The sequence below is a fragment of the Aureimonas sp. AU12 genome (genome assembly GCF_001463705.1).
In the GTDB taxonomy this organism is placed as follows: Bacteria; Pseudomonadota; Alphaproteobacteria; order Rhizobiales; family Rhizobiaceae; genus Aureimonas.
In genome coordinates this window covers 62,396-85,412 of record NZ_BBWH01000043.1, presented here as the reverse complement: position 1 = coordinate 85,412, position 23,017 = coordinate 62,396, and the positions used below count along the sequence as shown (strand labels likewise).

Here is a 23,017-nt window from a genome sequence, read left to right as displayed (position 1 = left end):
TCAGATCGAGCCGGCTTCGACCATGTAGTTGTTCGCCGTGCACATCGCCGCGTCGTCCGAGGCGAGGAACAGGACCATGCGGGCGAGATAGACCGGCTCCAGCGGCACCGGAATGCACTGGCGCTCGAGATTGGCATTCAGCGCCTCCTCGGTGACCCAGAGTTCCTTCTGGCGCTCCGTCATCACCCAGCCGGGCACCACCGTGTTGACGCGGATCCGGTGCTTGCCGAGGTCGCGCGCGAAGGAGCGCGTCATGCCGTGAACCGCGGACTTCGCGGTCGTATACACCGGCATGTTGCCGGTCGCCTGCCACCAGGAGTTGGAGCCGAAATTGATGATCGAGCCGCCGCCGGCCGCGATCATGCCGGGCGCGACGGCCTGGGTCGCAAAGAACATGTGGCGAAGGTTCGTGGCGATGCGCTCGTCGTAATAGTCCGGCGTCACGTCTTCCCAGCCATGGCGGTCGTCGCGCGCCGCGTTGTTGACGAGCACCTCGGCCGGGCCGACCGCCGCTTCCAGCCGGTGGAAGGCCGCCTTCAGCGCATCAATATCCTTGAGGTCGCAGGCCTCGAAGGCGACCTCGCCCTCGCTGCCCTTCAACTCGGCGGCGAGAGATGCACCGCGGGCCCCGTCGACGTCGACGAAGCCGACCTTCGACCCCTGCGCCGCGAAGGCTCGCACGACGTCGGCGCCGATGCCGGATGCTCCGCCGGTCACGAAGACGGGCTTGCCGCGAAGGCTCGGATAGGTGGCAAAGTTCATCGAAACAGTCCCATGTCAGGCGCGGACCTCGCCGCTTCGCATCGGCGATTGGCCCGAGGCGCGCCGGTCCGTCAAGCCGGACAGCGTCATTCCTCCGACAATTGATCGCTTAGGCGAAGACGCCTCGGCCGCGATTGAGGTTCCAGACCGAGAGGTTGAGGGCCGAAGCGATCGTGACCCAGAGGAGATAGGGCACGAGCAGGAACGCCGCCGTCGGGCTGGTCGGCCAAAACGCGACGATGGTCACCGCGATCGCCAGCCAGAGGAGAACGATGTCGATGAAAGCGAGATCGGGTCGTCGCCAGCCGAAGAAGAACATCGACCAAAGAAAATTCAGGATCATCTGGATGGCGAAGATCGAGAAGGGAATGAGCGTCAAGCCGGCCTCGCGCCAGACCAGCCAGCCGCTGACGGCCATCAGCACGTAGAGCACGCTCCAGACGATCGGGAACGCGAGATTGGGCGGCGTCCAGCCGGGCTTGCGCAAGCCCTCGTACCACGCGCCGGGCTTGAACAGGATGCCGCTCGTGGCGACGAGCAGCGAGAGAAGCAGGAAGCCGCCGAGGGCGACGAGCGAGGATCCGGTCATGGCATCTCCTCCCTTGAATTCGTTGGGGCTCGCCACCCGTCGGGCGCCGCGATCCGGAATGGCTGCCGGCGCCGGCAGCCATTCCGTCAAGTTGCTACGCCACCCCGGCCCATCCCGCCAGACCGCGAATGGACAAGGCGCCGTTGCGTCGCATCGACCACGACAATCGTCCGTGCGCCGCCAACCTGCCGGCCGCGAGGCACCGCGCCCTTTCACTGAGCGTAGCGACGGGCTAATCGCTGGGGATCGCTTCCAGCGCCTCGGTCCCCTTGTCCAAACTTGCCTTCATCGTCACCGAAGACTGGTTCTTCGCATCGCACTTCCTGCCGATGGCCCGCGCCGCCGTGGCGATGGGGCTCGATGTCGTGGTGATTGCTCGCGTGCGCGAGCATGCCGCACCGATCCTGGCGACCGGCGCGCGGCTCGAGCCGCTCGAAGCCGAGCGACGCAGCCTCAATCCCCTGGCGGCCGCCGGCACGGTGACGCGGCTGGCCGCGATCCTGCGTCGCGAAAAGCCCGACATCGTCCACTGCATTTCCCTGAAGCCCATCCTCGTCGGCGGCGCAGCCTCTGCGCTCGCCCGCATTCCGCGCCGAATCTACGCGCTGACCGGCCTCGGCTTCCTCGGCGCGCGGCAGGACGGCGGCGCGCGGCGCGCGCGCGCGCTCATCAGCCACCTTCTGCGTGGGCCCTTGCGCACGTCCCGGACCCGCTTCGTCTTCGAGAACCGCGACGATCCCGTGCTGCTCGGGCTGGACCCGGAGGGATCGGACGTCCTCATCCTCGGCGGTGCCGGCATCGACCCCCTCGCCTATCCTTCGATGCCCCTGCCGGACGGCGCCACGTTGCGGGTCGCCGTGATCGCGCGGATGCTGTGGTCGAAGGGCGTCGACGTCATCGTGGAGGCCGTCGATCAGGCGCGGCGCGGCGGCGCCGACGTGACGTTGTCGCTCTACGGCGAGCCCGACCCGTCGAACCCCAAGGCCATCCCGCCCGAGACGCTGGAGGCGTGGTCGCGCCGCCCGGGCATCCGCTGGCACGGGCGCACCGACGACGCGGCGGGCGTCTGGCGCGATCACCACGTCGCCGGCCTCGCCTCACGCGGCGGCGAGGGCCTGCCGCGCACGCTCCTCGAATCGGCGGCGAGCGGGCGCCTGTCGCTGACGACGGACGTTCCCGGCTGCCGCAGCTTCGTGCGTGAGGGCATCGACGGGCTCATCCTGCCGGTGGACGACGTGCCGGCCTTCGCGCGCGCTCTGGTGGCGCTGGCGGGCGATCGCGCCCGCGTCGCCCGGATGGGGGCCGCCGCAGCCGAGCGGGTCCGCGACGGCTACACGGAGGACAACGTGCAGGCGGCCGTCACCGGGCTCTATCGCTCGATGCTCGCCAGCTGATCTGCCGGCTCCAAGACCCGCGCAGGGATCACGATGCTGCGGGCGCGAGCGCCAAACGTGATGCTGCGATGACGGCGCAGGGGTTTGAATCCAAGGCCGGAAACCGGTAGCCGTTCGAAAAACGGGGACCACGCCGCCGCCCACACGAGGATGGCGCCTCCCTTGCCAAGGATCCATGCCATGACCCAGCCGATTGCGTTCATCGATCTCGCCACGCAGCGCGACCGCATCCGCTCGCGGGTCGAGGCGCGGCTCGGCCGCATCATGGACCAGGGTTCCTTCATCATGGGGCCTGACGTCGCCGAGCTGGAAGCCGGGCTCTCCGCTTTCGGCGGCATGAGCGAAACCATCACCTGCGGCTCGGGTACAGATGCCCTGCTGATGCCACTCATGGCCTGGGGCGTCGGTGCGGGCGACGCGGTGTTCTGCCCGAGCTTCACGTTCGCCGCCACGGCCGAGGTCGTGGGTCTGGCCGGTGCGACGCCGGTCTTCGTCGAGGTACTGCCCGGCACGTTCAATATCGACCCCGCCCATCTGCGCCGCACCGTCGCCGAAACGATCGCGCAAGGGCGATTCACGCCGCGCGCGATCATCGCCGTCGATCTCTTTGGCCAGATCGCCGACTATCCGGCGATCCGCGCGGTCGCCGACGAGTTCGGCCTGAAGATCATCTCGGATGCCGCGCAAGGCTTTGGCTCGACGCTCGGCGGCAAGATGGCCGGCGAATGGGCGGACGTCGTCGCAACAAGCTTCTACCCGGCCAAGCCCCTGGGCTGTTACGGCGACGGCGGCGCGATCCAGACGAACGATAGCGAGCTTGCCGCGATCCTGCGCTCGATCCGCATCCACGGCATGGGCTCCGACAAGTACGACAACGTGCGCCTCGGCCTCACCGCCCGGCTCGACACGTTCCAGGCGGCCGTGCTCGTCGAGAAACTCGCGATCTTCCCCGAGGAGATCGAGGCCCGCATGCGCGTCGCCCGTCGCTACGGCGAACGCCTCGCAGGCACGGTCGCGCCGCAGACGATTGCCGACGACGTGGTCTCGACCTGGGCGCAGTACACGATCCGCGTTTCCGGCGGGCGGCGCGACGCCTTCATGGCGCAGATGAAGGAACGCGGCGTTCCCACCGTGATCTATTACGGAAAAGGCCTTCACCAGCAGACCGCCTACCGCCACTGGCCCGTCGGCGGCAACGGCTTGCCCGTCACCGACCAGCTGTGCACCGAGGTCGTCAGCCTGCCGATGCACGCCTATCTCGACGAGACCACGCAGGACCGCATCATCGCGGCGGTCGAGGAGTCGCTGAAGGCGCTCGGCCGCATGGCGGTCTGAGCCTCGCTACCGGTCGACCGTGAACCGCTTCAGGAGGCTGCGGGCCAGCTTCCAGACGGGCTTCGGCGCGTAGTTGTAGGCGTGATGGGCCACGACGAGCGCGTGGCGGTGCTGGCGCCAGAACTTCGCCATCGGCAGGATGAACGGGTTGCGCGCCTCGTTCATCGCCGCGTCCGAGATGGCCGCAAGCTGCGCGCGCTCCACCGGCCCGGCGTCCAGCACCGCCAGGATCGGGCCGACCGCCTCGGTCGCCGTCGCCAGCGTTCCCTCGAGTTCGGCCACGGCCGCAAACAGCCGCTCGGCGCCATGCGCAGCCGTGCCGTCCAGCTGTCCGCGCTCGGCCTTGAAGAATTTCGGCAGGTCGGGGTTGGCGAAGGGCATCACCGCCTCGCGCCGGAACCAGAACATCGAGCCCGCGGTGAAGCGTCGCGTCTCGAGATCGTCGAGTGTGAGCGGCAGCCGCATCGTGGCGATCATCTTGCGGGTGATCCGGCCGTTCAGCACGATCCGCCCGGCCAGCGGCAGGAGATGGGCATGCGGCGCCACAAGTCCGATCCGCGGCTCGCGCTCCATGAGATCGAGCGCCTCCGGTCCCGTCCCGGATCCGCGGCGCAGCAGCGATTGCGTCAGATACCGCCGCCAGTCCTCGCCGTCGTCGCGGTGCATCGAGCGCTTGGTGTGGAGCTTCAGGCCAAAGGCGAAGGATGGGCCGAGATCGCGCAGGGCCGCCATGAAGGGCAGAACGTCACGTCCCCGGTTCTCGACCGTCAGCCGGCGCGTGAAAGTCAGATGCGGGCTCTTCACCTCGGCAAGATCCATCGAAGCGTCCCGGCAGGTCAGCACGAGGCCAAAGGGGCGATCGAAGGCGGCCGCGATGTCCCCGGCCATTTCGGCCCACACATCGGGATAGTGGACATGGACGAAGACGACGGGAACGGTCGGGCTCATGCTGCGGCGTTCGCCCTCAGGGCCGCGAGGCAGCGCTCGACGCCGGACTGCCACGTCGGCAACTCATGGCCGAAGGCCCGTCGAAACCGCGCGGTGTCGAGGCGCGAGTTGGCGGGCCGCCTGGCGGGGGTCGGATACTCGGCCGTCGTGATCGGCTCGACGAGCGCGCTCGGGCCGCCGTCGAGGGCGGAGTGCGCGAAGATCTCGGCGGCGAACCCCGCCCAGGTCGTCTCGCCGCCGGCGACCATGTGGAACACGCCGTGCGACGCCGCCTCGTCCGGCCCTGCGACCATCCGCTCCGCAACCGCCACGATGCCCGCGGCGATGTCGGGCGCATAGGTCGGCGTGCCCTGCTGGTCTCCGACCACCTTCAACACATCTCGCGTCTCGGCGAGGCGCAGCATCGTCTTGAGGAAATTGTTGCCATAGGGCCCGAAGACCCAGGCCGTGCGCAGGATCGCATGGCGTGGATTGGCCGCCGCGACCGCCGCCTCGCCCGCAAGCTTCGACCGGCCGTAAACGCCCTGGGGCCCCGTCGCATCGTCTTCAAGATAAGCCTGGGGCTTTTCGCCGGAAAAGACGTAATCGGTGGAGACGTGAATCACCGGCAGGCCTGCCGCCGCGGCCGCGGCCGCGACATGACCCGCGCCGTCGCGGTTGGCCGCGAACGCGGCGGCCTCGTCGCTCTCCGCCTTGTCCACCGCCGTGTAGGCGGCGGCGCTCACCACGACGTCGGGCCGATGCTCGGCGATGGCGCGGTCGATCGAGGCGCGGTCGGTGATGTCGAGCACCGGGCGGCCGAGCGCGACGACCTCGAGACCGGCCGACGCCAGACCCAGAAGGGCCTGTGCGACCTGGCCCTTGCGGCCGGTGACGAGAAGGCGCATCGCGTCAGCCCTTCACGGCCGCGCCGAGGCGCTCGCCGGAATAGCGACCCTCGCGAATCGGCTGCCACCAGTCGCGATTGTCGAGATACCAGCGGATGGTCTTCTCCAGCCCCGTCTCGAATGTCTCCTCAGCCTGCCAGCCGAGTTCGATCTCGATCCGCGTTGCGTCGATGGCATAGCGCAGGTCGTGGCCCGGCCGGTCGGTGACGAACGAGATAAGGTCGCGCCGCGAGGAACCGTCCGGCATCGGTGCCAGACGATCGAGCGTGTCGCAGATCGTCTCGACGACCGCGAGGTTCGAGCGTTCGTTTCGCCCGCCGATATTGTAGGAGCGCCCCGCCTCGCCCGTCGTCGCCACCAGCGCCAGGGCCCGTGCGTGATCGTCGACATAGAGCCAGTCGCGCACGTTCTCGCCGCGCCCGTAGACGGGCAGCTTCTTGCCCTCAAGCCCGTTGAGGATCATCAGCGGGATGAGCTTTTCCGGGAAGTGGTAGGGGCCGTAATTGTTCGAGCAGTTCGAAAGCACCACCGGCATGTGGTAAGTGTGGTGCCACGCCATCACGAGATGGTCGGACGCCGCCTTCGAGGCCGAATAGGGCGAGGACGGCGCGTAGGGCGTCTCTTCGGTGAAGAGGCTGTCGTCGAGCGGCAGGTCGCCATAGACCTCGTCGGTCGAGATATGATGGAAGCGGAACCCGCTCTTCTTCTCGCCCGTCAGGCCCGACCAGTAGGTGCGCGCGGCCTCCAGGAGTTCGTACGTGCCGACGATGTTGGTCTGGATGAAGTCGCCGGGCCCGTCGATCGAGCGGTCCACGTGACTTTCCGCCGCCAGATGCATGATCGCGTCTGGCTGCTCGGCCTTCAACAGGTCGGCGACGAAGGCGCGATCGAGAATGTCGCCCTGCACGAAGCGGTAGCGGGGGTCGGCTTCGATCGAGGCGACCGAGCCGAGGCTCGCAGCATAGGTCAGCTTGTCGAGATTGACGACCGAATGGTCGGTGTCGTTGATCAGGTGACGGCAAACCGCCGAACCGATGAAGCCGGCGCCGCCGGTGACCAGGATCTTCACTGCGAGGCGTCCTTTAATACGAATGGGTTCTGAACCTCGGCGAGACGCGGCGCGGCTTCATCCTTGGCGGAGAGAATGGGCGTACGGCCGCCGAGCGTCCAGTCGATGGCCAGCGCCGGATCGTCGTAGCGGATCGAGCGGTCATGAGCGCCGCTGTAGGGCGCCGAAACCTTGTAGAAGACCTCGGTGTCGGGAACGAGCGTCAGGAAGCCGTGCGCGAAGCCGGCGGGCACGAGGATCTGGTTGAAGTCCTCGGCCGACACTTCGAGCGAGACCCAACGGCCGAAGGTCGGCGAGCCCGTCCGGATGTCCACGGCGACGTCGAGGATCCGCCCGCGCAGCACGCGCACCAGCTTGTCCTGCGCGAAGGGTGGTTCCTGGTAGTGCAAGCCCCGCAGCGTGAACGCCTCGGCCGAATAGGACTGGTTGTCCTGCATCCAGTCCGCCGCGACGCCGCCGGCCTTCAGCCGGTCCCGCTGGAAGGTTTCTGAAAAGAAGCCGCGATCGTCGCCGAACTTCCTCGGCTTGATCTCCAGCACGTCCTGGATATCCAAGGGTCGGATATCGAGCATGGCGTTCGCTTTCTCTCGCATTGTGTCGGCGTGCGTTTTGCGACAAACCCCGGCCAGCCGCAAGGAAAAGCGGCATCGAACGCGCTCGAACGTCGCCGGACTGGCCAGCGCCAGACGAGACCGCTAAGACGCGCGAAGCCAAGACGATTGTATGACGAGAGCGGAGGAACGGACATGAAGGGGATTATTCTGGCCGGCGGCAGCGGCACACGGCTCCACCCGATGACCCTGACCGCCTCGAAGCAGCTCCTGCCGGTCTACGACAAGCCGATGATCTACTATCCGCTGTCGACCCTGATGCTGACCGGCATCCGCGACATCCTGATCATCTCGACGCCGCACGACCTGCCCCGCTTCCGCGCACTTCTGGGCACGGGCGAGCGCTGGGGCGTCAAGTTCACCTATGCCGAGCAGCCGAGCCCGGACGGTCTGGCGCAGGCCTACCTGATCGGTGAGGAGTTCGTCGCCGGCGAGAAGTCGGCGCTCGTGCTGGGCGACAACCTGTTCTACGGCCACGGCCTGCCCGAGCTTCTCGGCAGCGCCATGCGGCGCGACCATGGCGCCAGCGTCTTCGCCTACCACGTCAACGATCCCGAGCGGTACGGCGTCGTCTCCTTCGGCGCCGACGGTCGCGCCACGACGATCGAGGAAAAGCCGGCCAATCCCGCCTCCAACTGGGCGGTGACGGGTCTCTACTTCTACGACGGGCGCGCTTCCGAACTGGCGCGCACGCTCAAGCCCTCGCCGCGCGGCGAATTGGAGATCACCGATCTCAACCGGCTCTATCTGGAAGAGGGCACGCTCAGCGTCGAGAGCATGGGCCGCGGCTTCGCCTGGCTCGATACGGGTACGCCGGACTCGCTGCTCGAGGCCGCCGAATTCGTGCGCACCCTAGAGCACCGCCAAGGCTTCAAGATCTCCTGCCCCGAGGAGATCGCCTTCAATCTGGGCTTCATCGACGCCGACCATCTGATGACGCTCGGCAAAGAACTCGGCAAGAGCCAGTACGGGCTCTACCTTCAGCGGCTGGCGCGACAGCCACGCTGACGCGAGCGGCAGGCTCCCGCCGCCTTGTGCCGCCGGGGGGCCTGCGCTATCCACCGCCGACGAGGACGCGGCTTGCGGCAAACGGGACTGCCGGCCCCATCCGTCTGTGCGACCGCAGGGTCAGCCGGTTCGCGAGGCGGACCCGGGCCGGAGGACACGAATGAGCGCGACCCTCGAAACGAGTGGCCACGAATGGGCGTCGGACGGGGCAAAGAGCCATGCGACGCGCCGCCGCGAGGCGATGGAGGACTTCCGCCAGGGGTTCGCGATGCGCGAACTCTGGCTCTTCCTCGGCTGGCGCGACGTGCGCAAGCATTACAGTCGATCGGTGCTCGGACCGTTCTGGCTCACGCTGTCGATGGGCGTGATGGTCGGCGGCCTGGGCGTCCTCTACTCCGAGATCTTCGGGCAGGACATCCACGAGTACCTCCCGTTCCTGGCGATCGGCTTCATCATGTGGGGTCTGATCGGCACCACCATCACCGGAAGCTGCGACGTGTTCTCGGGAGCCGCCAGCTCCGTGCGGCAGGTCCGCATGCCGCTCAGCGTCTACATCTTCCAGTTCATGTGGAAGCAGTTGATCACCTTCGGGCATAACTTCGTCATCTACATCCTCGTCGCAGCGATCTTCGGCATTTGGCCCGGCATCAACGGGCTTCTCTTCGTGCCGGCGCTGGCGCTGATCACGCTGAACGGCATCTTCATCACGATGATCCTCGGGCCGCTCTGCGCGCGTTTCCGCGACATTCCGATGATCGTCGCCAGCGTCATCCAGGTCGTGTTCTTCATGACGCCGATCCTCTGGAGCGCGGCCATGGTTCCGAACCGGGCCTTCTTCCTCGGCGTCAATCCCTTCTACCACTTCATCGAAATCACCCGCGACCCGCTGCTCGGTCAGACGGCGCTGCTCTCGAACTGGCTCGCCTGCATCGGCATGACGATCGTCATGGGCCTCTGCGGCTTCCTGTTCTTCGCGCGCTATCGCAGCCGCATCGCCTACTGGGCCTGACGCGACATGGCATCCATCCGCTTCGACGACGTGTCGGTCGAGATCCCCATCTTCAACGCCAGCAACCGCTCGCTGAAGAACAACGTCATTTCGGCGGCGACCGGCGGCCAGATTCGCCCACGCGACAGCGGACGACTCTCGGTTCGCGCCATCGACGGGCTGTCGCTGCATCTGGAGCACGGGGCGCGGGTCGGGCTGATCGGCCATAACGGCGCCGGCAAGTCGACGATCCTGCGCGTCATGGCGGGAATCTACGCGCCGACGGCCGGGCGCGTCGCCGTCAGTGGTGATGTCGCTTCGATGTTCGATCTTTCCTTCGGCATGGATCCCGACGCGACGGGCTGGGACAACATCGTTCTACGCGGCATGCTGCTCGGCTACTCGAAACGCGAGATCTCGGCCAAGCTGGACGAGATCGGGGCGATCAGCGAGCTCGGCGAGTTCCTCGACATGCCGATGCGCACCTATTCCTCGGGCATGGCGACCCGCCTCGCCTTCGCGGTCTCGACCTCGATCCGGCCGGAAATCCTGCTCATCGACGAGGGCATCGGCGCCGGCGACGCAGCCTTCCTGCAGCAGGCGAAGGAGCGCATGCGCACGTTTATCGGCGAGGCCGGCCTCCTCGTCCTCGCCTCCCATTCCGACGACCTGATCCGGCAATGGTGCACGTCGGCGATCTGGATGGAGCACGGGCGCATGCGCCTGCAGGGCGGGGTGGAAGAGGTTCTGGCCGCCTATCACGGCTCGCTCGCGGCCTGATCCGCCATAGGGCTCGGCGATGGCGGCGCCTGGGATTCGGCGATCATTGCCGATCCCGGGCGTCGTTGGTCGTCGCTAGCGCGAGATGCGTCCGGCGATGCGGCGCGCCGTGCGCAGGACCGTCAGGATGCCGATCGAACGCAGGAAACGGGCGCGCCTGTACGAGCTCATCATCGTCATCCAGACGTTGTTGAAGACCCCGCCTCGACGCGGCATGTAGGGCAGGACCAACCGCGCATCGCGAACGGATTGTTCGTAGAGCGGCGGGCTCTGGATCTGCTCCGCGCGGTACATCTCGCCGCGCATCAGTCCGAAGAAGCGGGGTGCGATCAGCGTCGCGACGGGATCGTAGGACCAGTTCTCGGAATAGGCGAAGCTCTCGCGCAGCTTCTCGAAATAGATCATCCGCGACTTGGCCATGCGCGGCGAGAACGAGGTCGAGCCCGGATAGATGCACCAGTAGGACAGCGCCTTGTCGAGAAAGACGTTGTCGTAGCCGGCATGGAACAGTCGAACGAAGAGATCGTCGTCCTCGTAGCCGCTAAGCCGGTCGTCGAAGCCGCCCACGGACTCGAACGCCTGCCTCGAAATCAGTGATGCGGAGGGCAGGATGAACATGTCGTCGGCCAAGCACTTCGAGAGCTGCGTCTTGGGATGCTCCTGCCGCATCAGCCGGAGAATGCGGCGATTGCGCATACGTGCGAACCGATCGCATTCGTCGAGGTTGCTGTAGACCCAGCCGAGACGAAAGTGCGCGCCGGCCGCGAACGGCTTCACGAGTTCGGCGAGATGGTCGGGGTACCAGCCGTCGTCCTGATCGAGCAGCGCGATGAGTGCACTCTTCGAATGCGCGACGGCAAAGTTGCGGGCCGAGGACTGGCCGCCGTTCTCCTTGGACAGAAGCTGGATCAAGGGGTGATCCACCATCAGCGAACGGACGATGTCGGGGCCGTTGTCGGTGGAACCGTCGTCGACGACGAAGAACTCGTCGGGCTGCCGCGTCTGCGCCAGGACCGTGCGGATCGATCGCTCGATGAATTCGGCGCCGTTGTAGAGAGGAATGATGGCGACGATCGAGAGGTCGGTCTCAGGATCGGAATGCGGACGTTCGTTCAAAGATCAGACTTCCATTCACAGCTGCCGGCCTGCCCAACCGGCTGGATTGACCGGGGATTTCTCATGTTTCCCGGCGGAATGGAATGGCTACAACACCGTGGCGCGAAGACGACCGACGAGATCGGCGGTCGCGGACGAGGAATCATAGGGGCGTTCTCGGCCGACCTATACGCTGGCCAGGCCGAACGAAGGATGCGTCGGCCGCTCAAGCCCCGGGTCTGACGCCCGAGACGTCAGACCTTCAAACCGTTCTGGTCGAAATGGTGCAGGCGCCCTGTCTCCGGAGTGAGCCAGACGGGATCACCATGGGCGACGCGGAAGTCGCCGGGCGACCGGGCGGTGACCTGCTCGCCATTGTCCAGCTTGACGTGGACGAACGTGTCGGACCCCAGATGCTCGGAGACGCCGGCGACGCCGCGCAGGGTGCCGCCGATGGTCGAGAGTTCGGTGTGCTCGGGACGGAACCCAACCGTGGTCGCGCCGCTGCGGCTGGCAAACTCGCCCTTCAGGAAGTTCATCTTCGGCGAGCCGATGAACCCGGCGACGAAGAGATTGCGCGGATTGGCGTAGAGATCGAGCGGCGAGCCGACCTGCTCGATGTTGCCGCGGTTGAGCACGACGATCTTGTCGGCCATCGTCATCGCCTCGACCTGGTCGTGCGTGACGTAGATCATCGTGGTCTTCAGCTGCTGGTGCAGCTCGGACAGCTCGAGCCGCATGTTGACGCGCAGCGCGGCGTCGAGATTGGACAGCGGCTCGTCGAACAGGAAGCCCTTCGGCTCGCGAACGATGGCACGCCCGATCGCGACACGCTGACGCTGGCCACCCGACAACTCGCGCGGCTTGCGGTGGAGATAGTCGGTGAGGTTGAGCGTTGCCGCCGCGCCCTTCACCTTGGCATCGATCTGGTCCTTCGACATGCCCGCCATCTTCAGCGGGAAGCCGATATTGGCGGCGACGCTCATGTGCGGGTAGAGCGCGTAGGACTGGAACACCATGGCCAGTTCGCGCTTGGCCGGCGGGGCGTCGGTGACGTCGCGCCCGTCGATGACCACCTTGCCACCCGACGTATCTTCCAGCCCGGCGATGAGGCGGAGCAGCGTCGACTTGCCGCAGCCCGAGGGGCCGACGAAGACGACGAACTCGCCGTCGTCGATCTGCAGGTCGAGCCCGGGAATGATGACCGCGTCGCCGAAGCGCTTGCTGACGTTCTGAAGCGTGATCGCACTCATGCGGGGATCCTTTGGAAGACGGTGGTCACTTCACGGCGCCGAAGGTCAGGCCGCGCACGAGCTGCTTCTGCGAGAACCATCCGATGATGAGGATGGGCGCGATGGCGAGTGTCGAGGCTGCCGACAGCTTGGCGTAGAAGTTGCCCTGCGGGCTGGAGAAGGAAGCGATGAAGGCGGTAAGCGGCGCGGCGTTGGTGGTGGTGAGAAGCAGGGTCCAGAACGCCTCGTTCCAGGCGAGGATCACGGTGAGAAGGATCGTCGAGGCGATGCCGGGCACGGCCATCGGGGCCAGAACCTGGAACAGTTCCTGGCGCAAGCTGGCGCCGTCCATCCGCGACGCTTCGAGGATCTCGCCGGGGATTTCCTTGAAGTAGGTATAGAGCATCCAGACCATGATCGGCAGATTGATTAGAAAGAGGATGACGATCAGGCCGAACCGGCTGTCGAGAAGGCCGAGGTTGCGGAACAGGATCGTGACCGGCACGAGCGCGCCGACCGCCGGCATCATCTTGGTCGAGAGCATCCACAACAGCACGCTCTTGGTGCGCGGCGTCGGCGAGAAGGCCATGGCCCAGGCGGCGGGAATGGCGAAGACGAGACCGAGCAGCGTTGATCCCAGCGAGAGATAGATCGAGTTCAAAAGGAAGGCGAAGTAGTTCCGCTGCTCTTGGATCGCGACGTAGTTCTCGGTGGTCCAGTTGAAGAAGAGGAACTTCGGCGGGATGGCGATGGCGTCGAGCTCGGTCTTGAACGAGGTCAGGATCGTCCAGAGGATCGGGAAGAAGATCAGGAAGCCCACGAACCAGGCCAGGATCGTCATGAGGGACTTCCGGCGGGTGGAGATGCGTCGCGCCATGGATCAGGCCTCCAGATTCTTGCCGACGAGACGGACAAGGAAGATCGACACGATATTGGCGACCACCACGGCGACGATGCCGCCGGCCGACGCCGTGCCGACATCACCCTCCAGCGAGATGATCGAAGCAATGAGGAACGGCAGGTTCGACGAGGCCACGCCGCCGCCCGTGGTGACGAAGATCTCGGCATAGACCGACAGGAGGAAGATCGTCTGGATCAGGATCACGACCGTGATCGCCCGCTTCATGTGCGGCAGCGTGATGTAGAAGAAGATCGACAGCACCCCCGCCCCGTCCATCTCGGCCGCCTCCTTCTGGTCCTCGGCCAGAGACTGCAGCGAGGTCAAGAAGATGAGCGTCGCGAAGGGCAGCCACATCCAGGCGACAATGATGATGATCGAGAAGAGCGGGTAGTCGGTCAGCCAGTTGATCGGTTGCAGACCCACCGATTGCAGTAGCCATCCGATGACGCCGTAGACCGGGTTCATCATCATGTTCTTCCAGACCAGCGCCGCGACGGTGGGCATGACGAAGAACGGCGCCAGCACGAGCAGACGGACCTGCGACTGGCCGAAGAACTCCTGATCCAGCAGCAACGCCACTAGCGTGCCGCCGATGACGGTGATGGCGAGGACGCCGGCGACGAGGATCAGCGTGTTCTGGAAGGCGCTGATGAAGCGTGGGTCGGTGAGGAAGTAGGTGTAGTTCTCGATGCCGATGAACGGGGTCGACGGATCGTAGAACGTGTAGCGCAGGGTCGAGAACCAAAGCGTCAGCACCAGCGGCACGATCATCCAGATGAACAGCACGATCACCGACGGCGCCATCATCCATCGGGCGGTCGATTGGGTATTCGTTGTCGCCATGGCTCGATCCGATCGGGGATTGCGCGCCCCGACCGGGTCGCAGGCAAGGAAAACATCAGCGGACAGGAACATGGCTCGGGCGCCGGTTGGCACGAGCCGTAATGCGTCTGCGTGTCCCGCCCTTACCGGTCCAGAGGGCGAGAACGGCCCCGGCCCCCAAGGGCCGAGGCACAGATCCGGCCGGCTCCAGCCGACCGGACTTCGAACCGTCTCGACTACTTGATGTAGCCGGCCCGGGTCAGTTCACGCGTTGCCTGGGCCTGCGCGGCGGCCAGAGCCTGCTCGACCGTCGAGGAGCCCGAAAGCGCCGCGGCCATCTGCTGGCCGACCGCCGTGCCGAGACCCTGGAACTCCGGGATCGCCGCGAACTGCAGGCCGACATAGGGCTTGTCGGCACCCATGGACGGATCGGCGCGATTGATCGCGGCGAGCGTCTGCTCGGCGAACGGAGCAGCCTTTTGGTACTCGGGGTTCGCGTAGAGCGAGGTACGGGTGCCCGGAGGAACGTTGGCCCAGCCTTCCTTCGACGCCACGAGATCGGCATAGGCCTTCGAGGTCGCCCAACCGATGAAGGTCTCGGCGGCTTCGGTCTTCTGCGAGCCGGCCGGGATCGCGAGCGACCACGCCCAGAGCCAGTTGGCTCCCTGGTTCGGGCAGTTGTCGACGCCGCATGGCGCCGGTGCGAAGCCGACCTTGTCGGCGACCTGGCTCTGCTTGGGATCGGTCACGAAGGAGGCCGCGACGGTTGCGTCCATCCACATGCCGCACTTGCCCTGGCCGAACAGCGACAGCGTCTCGTTGAAGCCGTTGGACGCGCCGCCCGGAGGACCCGACTTGGTCATCATGTCGACGTAGAGCGTGACGGCCTTCTTCCACCCTTCGCTCTCGAACTGCGGCTTCCAGTTGGCGTCAAAATAGTTCGAACCGAAGTCACGTGCCATGTTGCCGAGGAAGGCCATGTTCTCGCCCCAGCCCGGCTTGCCGCGCAGGCAGATGCCGTAGACGCCGGCGCTCTTGTCCGTGATCTTGGCGGCCGCGTCGGCGATGAAGTCCCAGGTGGGCTTTTCCGGCATGGTGATGCCGGCCTTCTCGAACAGGTCCTTTCGGTAGAGCGTCATCGTGCTCTCCGCGTAGAAGGGCGCCGCGAACAGCGTACCGTCGGTCGACAGCGCCTGGCGGATTGGCGGCAGCAGGTCATCGACATTGTAGTCGGCGCCGAGGTTCTTCAGCGGAACGAGCCACTGGTTCTTCGACCAGATCGGAACCTCGTAGGTGCCGATGGTCATGACGTCGAACTGGCCGCCCTTCGTGGCAATGTCGGTCGTGACGCGCTGGCGGAGGATGTTCTCCTCAAGCGTCACCCAGTTGAGCGCGATGTCGGGATGAGCCTTGGTGAACTCCGCGGTCAGACCCTGCATGCGGATCATGTCGCTGTTGTTCACGGTGCCGATGGTCAGCGTCGTCTGGGCGAGAGCCGTTCCGGACGAAAGGGCGGCGAACGAAATCGCTCCCGCGAGACATGCGCGGTAGTTCATGGCAGATCCTCCCGATGCCCATTGTTGGGCAAAAATTCAATACTTGGGCAAAATCCCATCGAACCGGAAGCGTGTCAAACGATTCTCATGCCGCGCTGCACACGTCCGACGGGCGTTTCGTCGCGCACGATCATGCGCCCATCATCCGCGCTGGGGAAGCCCCTGAACGCCCGTTCAACTCGATCTGGAGAAGCGCCGTCGCCGTCTCCTCGTCGGTGATCAACCCGTTGATCAGGCGACCGCGAATGGCGGCATGGATTGCATGGCGCTTGGCCTGCCCCATGGCGACGCCGATGACGTGCGCGCCGGGCGTCGCCGGGATCGGCGGGCTGACCACGCGTCGGTTGAAATCGCAGTCGAGAAGCACGCCGTCCTCGTCGAACACCCAGCCGATGATCTCGCCCACGGCGCCCGAGGCGACGAGATCCTCGCGCTCGGGCGTCGAGATGAAGCGGTCCTGGACGAGCGGCGCGAGGGGGCTGACCTCGCCGACGCCGACGAAGGCGATGTCGGCTTCCGACGCCAGGCGGAGCGAGATCTGCACGACCTTCTGCTCGTGCAGCATCGCGCGCTCTTCCGCCGACGAGGCCACCACGGGCAGCGGCATCGGGTAATGCGGCGCCTCCACCTTGTCGGCGAGCGAGAAGATGACGTTGAAGACGGAGGCGGACCCGTCCGGCGCGATGTTTCCGGTCAGCGAAACGATCCGGTGCTGGGGGCATGACAGCGCCGGAAGCCGCTCGACGGCTGCGCGCAGGGTTCGCCCGGTGCCGATGCCGAGGATGCGGGGCCGGGCCGTCATGAGTTCGCGCTGGAGGCGGTCGGCACAGGCATCGGCGACGCCGAGCGTCGTCGAGGTCGAACTGGGATCGGACGGCACCACCTCGGCATCCACCAGACCGAACGTCTCTTCCAGCCGGCGCGCGAGTTCGAGGCAGGCGCCGATCGGATGCTCGATGCGGACCCGCACCAATCCGGCGGAGACCGAGAGCGACACGAGACGTTGGGCCGCCTGGCGCGAGATGCCGAGGCGCGCGGCGATCTCCTCCTGCGTCTTGCCGGCGACGTAGTAGAGCCAGCCGGCCCGCGCGGCATCGTCCAGCCGGCTGACCGGTTCCTCCCTCGTCTTCCGCATTCCCATCCTCCCAGACGCGCACGGGGCTTTCAGCCCCGTCAGCGATCATGTCAGCCGGCGTTGCGGCCGGCCACCCTGCCCGCCCGCGCGCCGTTCGTTGCCCATATCTTTGGCAGGCCGCTCGGGAATGCACGAATCTCGCATATCCGACCCGACGAGACTTGGAATTCCGCCGGTTTCGCGCATTGTATGACCGCAGGCAATCACAGGGGCATGGCTTGGGCGGATTCGACGAGATGTTGGCAGGCGAAGGCGGTGTGCGTCACCCCTATCGCCGGTTCCATTCCTGGTACGAGCAGCAGGTTCCGCAGACGCTGGCCGCCAAGGCGGGCGAGGCCGAAGGGTTCTTCCGGCGCACCGGCATCACGTTCAACGTCTACGGTCAGGAGGAAGCGGCCGAGCGCCTCATCCCCTTCGACCTCGTGCCCCGCATCATCTCCGGCTCGGAGTGGAACGCACTCGCCGAAGGCATCGAGCAGCGCGTGCGCGGTCTCAACGCCTTCCTCGACGACATCTACCACGACCAGGAAATCGTGAAGGCCGGCATCGTGCCGAAGCGCCTGATCGAGGGCAACGAGGCCTTCATTCCGCAGATGGTCGGCTTCCGCCCACCCGGCGGGGTCTACACCCACATCATCGGCGTCGACATCGTGCGCACGGCCGAAAACCAGTTCTACGTTCTCGAAGACAATGCCCGCACGCCGTCCGGCGTCTCGTACATGATCGAGAACCGCGAAACGATGATGCAGATGTTTCCCGAGCTGTTCGCGCAGAACCGCGTGCGCCCGGTCGAGACCTATCCGCGCCATCTGCGACGTTCGCTCCAGGCTGTGGCGCCGCCGGCCTGCAAGGGTACGCCGCGCCTCGCCATCCTCACGCCCGGCATCCACAATTCCGCCTATTACGAACATGCCTTCCTCGCCGACCAGATGGGCGTCGAACTGGTGGAGGGTTCGGATCTCAAGCTGATCGACGATCGCATCGCGATGCGCACGACCGAGGGCTACCTGCCGATCGACGTGCTCTACCGACGCGTAGATGACGCCTATCTCGATCCGCTGAGCTTCCGACCGGATTCGGTGCTCGGCGTTCCCGGCATCATGGACGTCTATCGCAACGGCGGCATCACCATCGCCAACGCGCCGGGCACCGGGATTTCCGACGACAAGGCGATCTACTCCTACATGCCGGCGATCGTCGAGTTCTACACCGGCAGGAAGGCGCTCCTCGAGAACGTGCCGACCTGGCGCTGCGCAGAGGCCGACAGTCTCGCCTACGTACTCGAACACATCGAGGAACTGGTCGTGAAGGAAGTGCACGGCTCGGGCGGCTACGGCATGCTCGTCGGCCCTGCCGCCTCGAAGGCCGAGTGCGAGGCCTTCTGCGCCAAGCTGCGCGCGCGGCCCGGCAACTACATCGCCCAGCCGACCCTCGCGCTCTCGACCGTGCCGATCCTGACGGAAAAGGGCTTGGCTCCACGTCATGTCGATCTGCGACCGTTCGTGCTTGTGTCCGATACCGTGAAGATCATTCCCGGCGGCCTGACGCGCGTCGCGCTGAAGGAGGGGTCGCTCGTCGTCAATTCCAGCCAGGGGGGCGGAACGAAGGATACCTGGGTTCTCGAAGACTGACGCGGCTGCACGGACCGCGGCACGTCGCGATCCAAGCAGCCCTCGCGGCGCCTCGCCCGTCAGCCTCTCCTCGCCCGCCCTCAGGCGTCCGCGAGCCTCACCAATCCGGAACAGGACGAACGCGACCTCCCATGCCGCTACTCGGACGCACAGCCAACGGTCTCTTCTGGATGCAGCGCTATATCGAGCGGGCCGAGAACATGGCCCGACTTCTCGATGCGGGCCTTCGCCTGTCGCTGACCAATCTCTCCGCCGAGCCCGACGAGTGGCAGTCGGTGCTCGTCTCGGCCGGCGTCGAAAACGGCTATCTCGAGAAATACGCGGCCTTCGAGCCCAGCCAGATCATCGATTACCTCCTGCGCGACCTCGACAATTCCTCCAGCGTCCTCTCGTCGATGGGCGTTGCGCGCGCCAACGGGCGCATGGTGCGCACCGCCCTCACCCGCGAGACGTGGGAGGCGCTGAACGAAAGCTGGATGATCCTCGGCCAGCGCATGTCGCGCCCGATCGAGGACCTGCCGGCGGTGCTCGATCTCGTGAAGTCGCGCACGGCCCTGATCCGCGGCTCGTTCTACGGCACGATGCTGCGCAACGAGATCTTCGACTTCTGCAATCTCGGCACTTTCGTGGAACGCGCCGACAACACCGCGCGCATTCTCGACGTGAAATACTGGGTGCTGATGCCCACGCATTCCTCGGTCGGCTCCTCGCTCGACAACTACCAGTGGGGCTCGATCCTGCGCTCGGTCTCGGCGTTGCGGTCCTACGCCTGGGAATACGACGCCGACCTGCGGGCGACCGACATCATCGACTTCCTGATGCTGAACCGACGCATGCCGCGGTCCCTTGCCTATTCCTATCGCTGTATCGGCGACAGCCTGGACTATCTCGCCAAGACCTACGGCGTCGATCATGCGTGCCACGAGACGGCGCGTGCGATCGCGCATCGCCTGGAAACGCAGACGGTGAAGGAGATCATCGACGGCGGGCTGCACGAGTTTCTCGAGACCTTCATCGTCGACAACAACCGGCTGTCGAACGAGATCGCCAAGAGCTACAGCTTCTACTCGTAGCGCTGCAACGCCGGGTCGCGGGATCGCCTGCCTGCCGGCGTGAAAGCTAGCGGGAACCGGTCGAAAGCATCGATTAGAGGTGGTCGCGACCGCATTCACGCTTGCCTTCCGGCGATGGCGCGGCGATATCTGCGCCCCGTTGCGGCTACGGTCGCGACCGAGGGTGTTTTGAAGGGAAATGGCGATGACCTACTGCGTGGGTCTCCTGCTCCAGCGGGGCCTCGTGTTCATGTCGGACACGCGGACCAACGCCGGCATCGACAACATTTCCGTGGTGACGAAGCTGCGCACCTGGAACGTTCCGGGCGACCGCTTCCTCTGCCTGTTGTCGGCTGGCAATCTCGCGACGACGCAGTCCACGGTGTCGCTCCTCGAAGAGCGCGGTCTGGCGCCCTCGCAGCGCAAGCCGACCCTCCTCACCCAGCCGTCGATGTTCCAGACCGCCAAGGTCATCGGCGAGACGCTGAAGGAGGTCATTTCCTTTACGGCCGAGTCCGGCCAGGAAGGCAGCAGCCGCTTCTCGGGGAGCTTCATTCTCGGCGGTCAGATCAAGGGCGGACGTCCGCGCCTGTTCATGATCTATCCGGAGGGCAACTTCATCGAGGCCGGGCCCGACAACCCGTTCTTCCAGATCGGCGAGCACAAGTACGGCAGGCCGATCCTGGTGCGCACCTACGAGCCGCAGATGAGCCTCGAGGACGCGGTGAAGCTGCTACTCGTGTCGTTCGATTCGACGATCAAGTCCAACCTCTCCGTCGGCCTGCCGATCGACGTGCAGGTCTACGAGACCGGCAAGCTGGAAGCAGGCTACCGGCAGCGCTTCGATCACCGCGATCCCTACTACCGGCAGATCTCCGAGGGCTGGTCGGACTCGCTGAAGACCGCCTTCGACCGCTTGCCGCCGTTCATCCCGGCGAACGCGGCGTCGTCCTGATCCCACGCTGCGGGCACGCCGCAGCGCCGACACGGCTTCAGCGCCTGATGCCCTTGGCCTCGAGCTCGGCCAGATGCGCCTGCCAGAGCGTATCGCGTTCGCGGCCGAGGCGGGCCAGGAACGTCCAGGTGTAGAGACCGGAATCGTGCCCGTCGTCGAAGACGATACGCACGGCATAGTGTCCGATGGGGCGAAGGTCCGCGACCTTGACGTCGCGCTTGCCGCCGAGCGTCTGGCGCTGCGCCGGCGAGTGGCCCTGCACTTCCGCCGAGGGCGACAGGACCCGCAGCATCTCGGCGGGCAGTTCGTCGAGGCTTCCGTCGCTCCAACGCAGCGTCAGAGTGCGCCGGTCGGGCGAGACCCGGATCTCCGTCGGCGGCAGTTTGGCGGCGTCGGACATGGCATCACTTTCAAGGCTCGGGACCGGATCGACTTGACCCGGTGGCGTACCCCTTCCACATTCGCTCTTAACGCGAAAGAAAGGAGGGCGGTCTCGCATCCGCCCGGACATGAACCTCTTCGACTCCATCCAGCTGCCCGCCGCAACCGGCCCCGAACTCGTCGACCCGTTCGGCCGCTCGATCACTTACCTGCGAGTGTCCGTCACCGACCGCTGCGATTTCCGCTGCGTCTACTGCATGTCCGAGGAGATGCAGTTCCTGCCTAAGCGCGACCTGCTGACGCTCGAGGAACTCGACCGGCTGGCGAGCGCCTTCATCGATCGCGGCGTGCGGCGTCTTCGGCTGACCGGCGGCGAGCCGCTGGTCCGCAAGAACATCATGCATCTCGTTCGCTCGCTCTCGCGGCATCTGAAGACCGGCGCGCTGGAGGAGCTGACGCTGACGACGAACGGCTCGCAACTGGCCCGCCACGCGGCCGAACTCGCCGATTGCGGCGTGCGCCGGCTGAACGTCTCGCTCGACACGCTGGATGGCGACAAGTTTCGCGAGATCACGCGCTGGGGCGATCTTGCCCGCGTCCTCGAAGGCATTCGCGCGGCGCAGGCGGCGGGGATCAAGATCAAGATCAACGCCGTCGCGCTGAAGAGCTTCAACGAGGCCGAGCTCTCGGACATGCTGCGCTGGGCCCATGGCGAGGGCATGGACATGACCTTCATCGAGACGATGCCGCTCGGCGAGATCGAGGAGGACCGGACCGATCGCTACCTGCCGCTCTCGACGGTCCGGGCCCGGCTGGCGGACGAATTCACGCTCCGCGACATTCCCTACAAGACCGGTGGCCCCGCCCGCTATGTCGAGGTCGCCGAGACGGGCGGTCGCCTCGGCTTCATCACGCCGATGACGCACAATTTCTGCGAAAGCTGCAACCGGGTGCGCGTCACCTGTACCGGCACGCTCTACATGTGCCTTGGGCAGGAGGATGCGGCGGACCTGCGCAGCGTGATGCGGGCGTCGGAGAGCGACGGCCTGTTGCACGCCGCGATCGACGAGGCCATCCGCCGCAAGCCCAAGGGGCACGACTTCATCATCGATCGCGCAACCCGGCGACCGGCCGTGGCCCGTCACATGAGCGTCACCGGCGGGTAGCGCCGGGAACCGCCCCGTGCCCACAACGTTAGATGGCGAGAATGGGACGCGTATGGAAAGGTCCACGATGACGCCGCTTATCAAATCTTCATTGGCACTCGGTGCCGTTCTTCTCGCCACGGCTGGTTGCACGACGTCGGAGCGCACGGTCGGCGGCGCCGCGATCGGCGGCGTCGGTGGCGCGGTGGTCGGCAATGCTGTCGGCGGCTCCGGCGGTGCGCTGATCGGCGGCCTGGCAGGTGGAACGGCAGGCGCCGTCATCGGCAACCAGTCCGGTCGTCGCGGCTACTACTGATCCGCGGACACGTCTGGGGCACGCAGAAAGGGGTGGTCGGCGTTGGGCGCCGGCCACCCCTTTCTGGTCTGAACGATGTGGCGAAGAGCGGTTACTCCCCCATTTCGGCATAGGCCGCAGCGGCGGCCACCCGGTTCGTGGAACCGGTGGACGTTTCGATCGAACGCACGAGAAAAAGCGGCATGCTGAAGGACACGGTCCGCGCCGCATCGGCAGCCTGCGCCGGTGTCACGTCGAAAGCCGATGTCCGGCCCTCAACGCTGGTGGTCGACCGGGCGATTACGGGCGACCAGTTCTTGCGCCATGCGGAGAGGTCGGACTGCCGCTTGGCGTCCTGCGAGATCGTTTGATAGTCGGTCGACATGAGGTGCCGCCTTTCCGTGGGCGCTCTTCCATCAACATGTCTAGCGGCGTGCCGATTGCGC

The 23,017-nt window shown here is 66.0% G+C and carries 24 protein-coding genes; 10 read left to right on the top strand and 14 right to left on the bottom strand.

Annotation, left to right across the window (positions count from 1 at the left end; genetic code table 11):
* Together AUL33_RS17255 and AUL33_RS17250 are read right to left on the bottom strand one after the other, a co-directional pair.
* Positions 1-762, bottom strand: coding sequence for an SDR family NAD(P)-dependent oxidoreductase (locus AUL33_RS17255; RefSeq protein ID WP_062211070.1), 762 nt, complete (start codon positions 760-762; stop codon positions 1-3).
* A 109-nt stretch (positions 763-871) separates the two neighbouring features.
* Positions 872-1,351 (bottom strand): TspO/MBR family protein, encoded by a 480-nt coding sequence (locus AUL33_RS17250; protein WP_062211066.1) that lies wholly within the window; start codon positions 1,349-1,351, stop codon positions 872-874.
* Positions 1,352-1,620: 269 nt separating this feature from the next.
* Between AUL33_RS17250 and AUL33_RS17245 the strand changes: the two genes are divergently transcribed.
* Positions 1,621-2,745, top strand: a complete 1,125-nt coding sequence (locus AUL33_RS17245) for a glycosyltransferase family 4 protein (RefSeq protein ID WP_082652694.1) — start codon at positions 1,621-1,623, stop codon at positions 2,743-2,745.
* A 180-nt stretch (positions 2,746-2,925) separates the two neighbouring features.
* Positions 2,926-4,080, top strand: coding sequence for a DegT/DnrJ/EryC1/StrS aminotransferase family protein (locus tag AUL33_RS17240; protein WP_062211060.1), 1,155 nt, complete (start codon positions 2,926-2,928; stop codon positions 4,078-4,080).
* Between the two features lie 6 nt (positions 4,081-4,086).
* On the opposite strand, the gene AUL33_RS17235 is transcribed toward AUL33_RS17240, so the two are convergent.
* From AUL33_RS17235 to rfbC, 4 genes are read right to left on the bottom strand one after another with little or no spacing between them, the layout of a single operon-like run.
* Complete coding sequence (locus tag AUL33_RS17235) at positions 4,087-5,028, bottom strand: rhamnan synthesis F family protein (protein WP_062211056.1); 942 nt, start codon at positions 5,026-5,028, stop codon at positions 4,087-4,089.
* Complete coding sequence (gene rfbD / locus AUL33_RS17230; protein WP_062211053.1) at positions 5,025-5,915, bottom strand: dTDP-4-dehydrorhamnose reductase; 891 nt, start codon at positions 5,913-5,915, stop codon at positions 5,025-5,027. Before rfbD ends, AUL33_RS17235 begins: the two co-directional genes overlap by 4 nt.
* A gap of 4 nt (positions 5,916-5,919) precedes the next feature.
* Positions 5,920-6,984 carry a dTDP-glucose 4,6-dehydratase gene (rfbB, locus tag AUL33_RS17225; RefSeq protein ID WP_062211050.1) on the bottom strand — a complete coding sequence of 355 codons (1,065 nt, stop codon included), beginning with the start codon at positions 6,982-6,984 and terminating at the stop codon, positions 5,920-5,922.
* On the bottom strand, positions 6,981-7,556 hold the full coding sequence (gene rfbC / locus AUL33_RS17220) for a dTDP-4-dehydrorhamnose 3,5-epimerase (RefSeq protein ID WP_062211047.1): 576 nt from the start codon (positions 7,554-7,556) through the stop codon (positions 6,981-6,983). Before rfbC ends, rfbB begins: the two co-directional genes overlap by 4 nt.
* A gap of 174 nt (positions 7,557-7,730) precedes the next feature.
* Between rfbC and rfbA the strand changes: the two genes are divergently transcribed.
* The 3 genes from rfbA to AUL33_RS22280 all read left to right on the top strand — a co-directional run bounded on the left by rfbA (position 7,731) and on the right by AUL33_RS22280 (position 10,371).
* Complete coding sequence (gene rfbA, locus AUL33_RS17215) at positions 7,731-8,603, top strand: glucose-1-phosphate thymidylyltransferase RfbA (RefSeq protein WP_062211044.1); 873 nt, start codon at positions 7,731-7,733, stop codon at positions 8,601-8,603.
* Positions 8,604-8,763: 160 nt separating this feature from the next.
* Positions 8,764-9,612, top strand: a complete 849-nt coding sequence (locus AUL33_RS22285) for an ABC transporter permease (RefSeq protein ID WP_062211039.1) — start codon at positions 8,764-8,766, stop codon at positions 9,610-9,612.
* Positions 9,613-9,618: 6 nt separating this feature from the next.
* A complete protein-coding gene (locus AUL33_RS22280) occupies positions 9,619-10,371 on the top strand; it encodes an ABC transporter ATP-binding protein (RefSeq protein WP_062211036.1) in 753 nt (250 codons plus the stop codon).
* A 75-nt stretch (positions 10,372-10,446) separates the two neighbouring features.
* Here AUL33_RS22280 and AUL33_RS17200 read toward each other — a convergent pair whose 3' ends face one another.
* From AUL33_RS17200 to AUL33_RS17175, 6 genes are all read right to left on the bottom strand, one after another.
* Complete coding sequence (locus AUL33_RS17200; protein WP_062211033.1) at positions 10,447-11,487, bottom strand: glycosyltransferase family A protein; 1,041 nt, start codon at positions 11,485-11,487, stop codon at positions 10,447-10,449.
* Positions 11,488-11,720: 233 nt separating this feature from the next.
* The gene (locus AUL33_RS17195; RefSeq protein ID WP_062211030.1) at positions 11,721-12,719 is read right to left on the bottom strand and encodes an ABC transporter ATP-binding protein; all 999 of its coding nucleotides are present in this window, start codon (positions 12,717-12,719) and stop codon (positions 11,721-11,723) included.
* A gap of 25 nt (positions 12,720-12,744) precedes the next feature.
* Complete coding sequence (locus AUL33_RS17190) at positions 12,745-13,575, bottom strand: carbohydrate ABC transporter permease (RefSeq protein ID WP_062211027.1); 831 nt, start codon at positions 13,573-13,575, stop codon at positions 12,745-12,747.
* Between the two features lie 3 nt (positions 13,576-13,578).
* Positions 13,579-14,442, bottom strand: coding sequence for a carbohydrate ABC transporter permease (locus AUL33_RS17185; protein WP_062211024.1), 864 nt, complete (start codon positions 14,440-14,442; stop codon positions 13,579-13,581).
* A gap of 215 nt (positions 14,443-14,657) precedes the next feature.
* Positions 14,658-15,977: a sugar ABC transporter substrate-binding protein gene (locus AUL33_RS17180; protein ID WP_062211021.1), complete on the bottom strand. Its 1,320-nt coding sequence runs from the start codon at positions 15,975-15,977 to the stop codon at positions 14,658-14,660.
* A 130-nt stretch (positions 15,978-16,107) separates the two neighbouring features.
* Complete coding sequence (locus AUL33_RS17175) at positions 16,108-17,112, bottom strand: sugar-binding transcriptional regulator (RefSeq protein ID WP_062211018.1); 1,005 nt, start codon at positions 17,110-17,112, stop codon at positions 16,108-16,110.
* 236 nt (positions 17,113-17,348) lie between these two features.
* On the opposite strand from AUL33_RS17175, the gene AUL33_RS17170 reads away from it, so the two are divergent.
* The 3 genes from AUL33_RS17170 to AUL33_RS17160 all read left to right on the top strand — a co-directional run bounded on the left by AUL33_RS17170 (position 17,349) and on the right by AUL33_RS17160 (position 20,750).
* Positions 17,349-18,743, top strand: a complete 1,395-nt coding sequence (locus tag AUL33_RS17170) for a circularly permuted type 2 ATP-grasp protein (protein ID WP_062211435.1) — start codon at positions 17,349-17,351, stop codon at positions 18,741-18,743.
* Between the two features lie 131 nt (positions 18,744-18,874).
* Positions 18,875-19,816, top strand: a complete 942-nt coding sequence (locus tag AUL33_RS17165) for an alpha-E domain-containing protein (protein ID WP_062211014.1) — start codon at positions 18,875-18,877, stop codon at positions 19,814-19,816.
* Between the two features lie 184 nt (positions 19,817-20,000).
* Positions 20,001-20,750, top strand: coding sequence for a proteasome-type protease (locus AUL33_RS17160; RefSeq protein WP_062211432.1), 750 nt, complete (start codon positions 20,001-20,003; stop codon positions 20,748-20,750).
* A 37-nt stretch (positions 20,751-20,787) separates the two neighbouring features.
* Here AUL33_RS17160 and AUL33_RS17155 read toward each other — a convergent pair whose 3' ends face one another.
* Entirely contained in the window at positions 20,788-21,150 is a 363-nt protein-coding gene (locus AUL33_RS17155) for a gamma-butyrobetaine hydroxylase-like domain-containing protein (protein ID WP_062211011.1), read from the bottom strand.
* 109 nt (positions 21,151-21,259) lie between these two features.
* Here AUL33_RS17155 and moaA point away from each other — a divergent pair, with 109 nt between their 5' ends.
* Both moaA and AUL33_RS17145 read left to right on the top strand, forming a co-directional pair.
* The gene (gene moaA, locus AUL33_RS17150) at positions 21,260-22,297 is read left to right on the top strand and encodes a GTP 3',8-cyclase MoaA (RefSeq protein WP_062211008.1); all 1,038 of its coding nucleotides are present in this window, start codon (positions 21,260-21,262) and stop codon (positions 22,295-22,297) included.
* A 67-nt stretch (positions 22,298-22,364) separates the two neighbouring features.
* Positions 22,365-22,592 (top strand): YMGG-like glycine zipper-containing protein, encoded by a 228-nt coding sequence (locus AUL33_RS17145; RefSeq protein ID WP_062211005.1) that lies wholly within the window; start codon positions 22,365-22,367, stop codon positions 22,590-22,592.
* 91 nt (positions 22,593-22,683) lie between these two features.
* Here the strand turns inward: AUL33_RS17145 and AUL33_RS17140 are convergent, their stop codons facing one another.
* Positions 22,684-22,956 (bottom strand): hypothetical protein, encoded by a 273-nt coding sequence (locus AUL33_RS17140; RefSeq protein ID WP_062211002.1) that lies wholly within the window; start codon positions 22,954-22,956, stop codon positions 22,684-22,686.
* Positions 22,957-23,017 lie beyond the last annotated feature (61 nt).

Bases quoted from the DNA above. Each gene is read 5' to 3' on its own strand.
- AUL33_RS17255 (WP_062211070.1), bottom strand. From the start codon at position 762: ATGAACTTTGCCACCTATCCGAGCCTTCGCGGCAAGCCCGTCTTCGTG.
- AUL33_RS17250 (WP_062211066.1), bottom strand. From the start codon at position 1,351: ATGACCGGATCCTCGCTCGTCGCCCTCGGCGGCTTCCTGCTTCTCTCG.
- AUL33_RS17240 (WP_062211060.1), top strand. From the start codon at position 2,926: ATGACCCAGCCGATTGCGTTCATCGATCTCGCCACGCAGCGCGACCGC.
- AUL33_RS17235 (WP_062211056.1), bottom strand. From the start codon at position 5,028: ATGAGCCCGACCGTTCCCGTCGTCTTCGTCCATGTCCACTATCCCGAT.
- rfbD (WP_062211053.1), bottom strand. From the start codon at position 5,915: ATGCGCCTTCTCGTCACCGGCCGCAAGGGCCAGGTCGCACAGGCCCTT.
- rfbC (WP_062211047.1), bottom strand. From the start codon at position 7,556: ATGCTCGATATCCGACCCTTGGATATCCAGGACGTGCTGGAGATCAAG.
- rfbA (WP_062211044.1), top strand. From the start codon at position 7,731: ATGAAGGGGATTATTCTGGCCGGCGGCAGCGGCACACGGCTCCACCCG.
- AUL33_RS22285 (WP_062211039.1), top strand. From the start codon at position 8,764: ATGAGCGCGACCCTCGAAACGAGTGGCCACGAATGGGCGTCGGACGGG.
- AUL33_RS22280 (WP_062211036.1), top strand. From the start codon at position 9,619: ATGGCATCCATCCGCTTCGACGACGTGTCGGTCGAGATCCCCATCTTC.
- AUL33_RS17195 (WP_062211030.1), bottom strand. From the start codon at position 12,719: ATGAGTGCGATCACGCTTCAGAACGTCAGCAAGCGCTTCGGCGACGCG.
- AUL33_RS17190 (WP_062211027.1), bottom strand. From the start codon at position 13,575: ATGGCGCGACGCATCTCCACCCGCCGGAAGTCCCTCATGACGATCCTG.
- AUL33_RS17185 (WP_062211024.1), bottom strand. From the start codon at position 14,442: ATGGCGACAACGAATACCCAATCGACCGCCCGATGGATGATGGCGCCG.
- AUL33_RS17180 (WP_062211021.1), bottom strand. From the start codon at position 15,977: ATGAACTACCGCGCATGTCTCGCGGGAGCGATTTCGTTCGCCGCCCTT.
- AUL33_RS17175 (WP_062211018.1), bottom strand. From the start codon at position 17,112: ATGCGGAAGACGAGGGAGGAACCGGTCAGCCGGCTGGACGATGCCGCG.
- AUL33_RS17170 (WP_062211435.1), top strand. From the start codon at position 17,349: ATGTTGGCAGGCGAAGGCGGTGTGCGTCACCCCTATCGCCGGTTCCAT.
- AUL33_RS17165 (WP_062211014.1), top strand. From the start codon at position 18,875: ATGCCGCTACTCGGACGCACAGCCAACGGTCTCTTCTGGATGCAGCGC.
- AUL33_RS17160 (WP_062211432.1), top strand. From the start codon at position 20,001: ATGACCTACTGCGTGGGTCTCCTGCTCCAGCGGGGCCTCGTGTTCATG.
- AUL33_RS17155 (WP_062211011.1), bottom strand. From the start codon at position 21,150: ATGTCCGACGCCGCCAAACTGCCGCCGACGGAGATCCGGGTCTCGCCC.
- moaA (WP_062211008.1), top strand. From the start codon at position 21,260: ATGAACCTCTTCGACTCCATCCAGCTGCCCGCCGCAACCGGCCCCGAA.
- AUL33_RS17145 (WP_062211005.1), top strand. From the start codon at position 22,365: ATGACGCCGCTTATCAAATCTTCATTGGCACTCGGTGCCGTTCTTCTC.
- AUL33_RS17140 (WP_062211002.1), bottom strand. From the start codon at position 22,956: ATGTCGACCGACTATCAAACGATCTCGCAGGACGCCAAGCGGCAGTCC.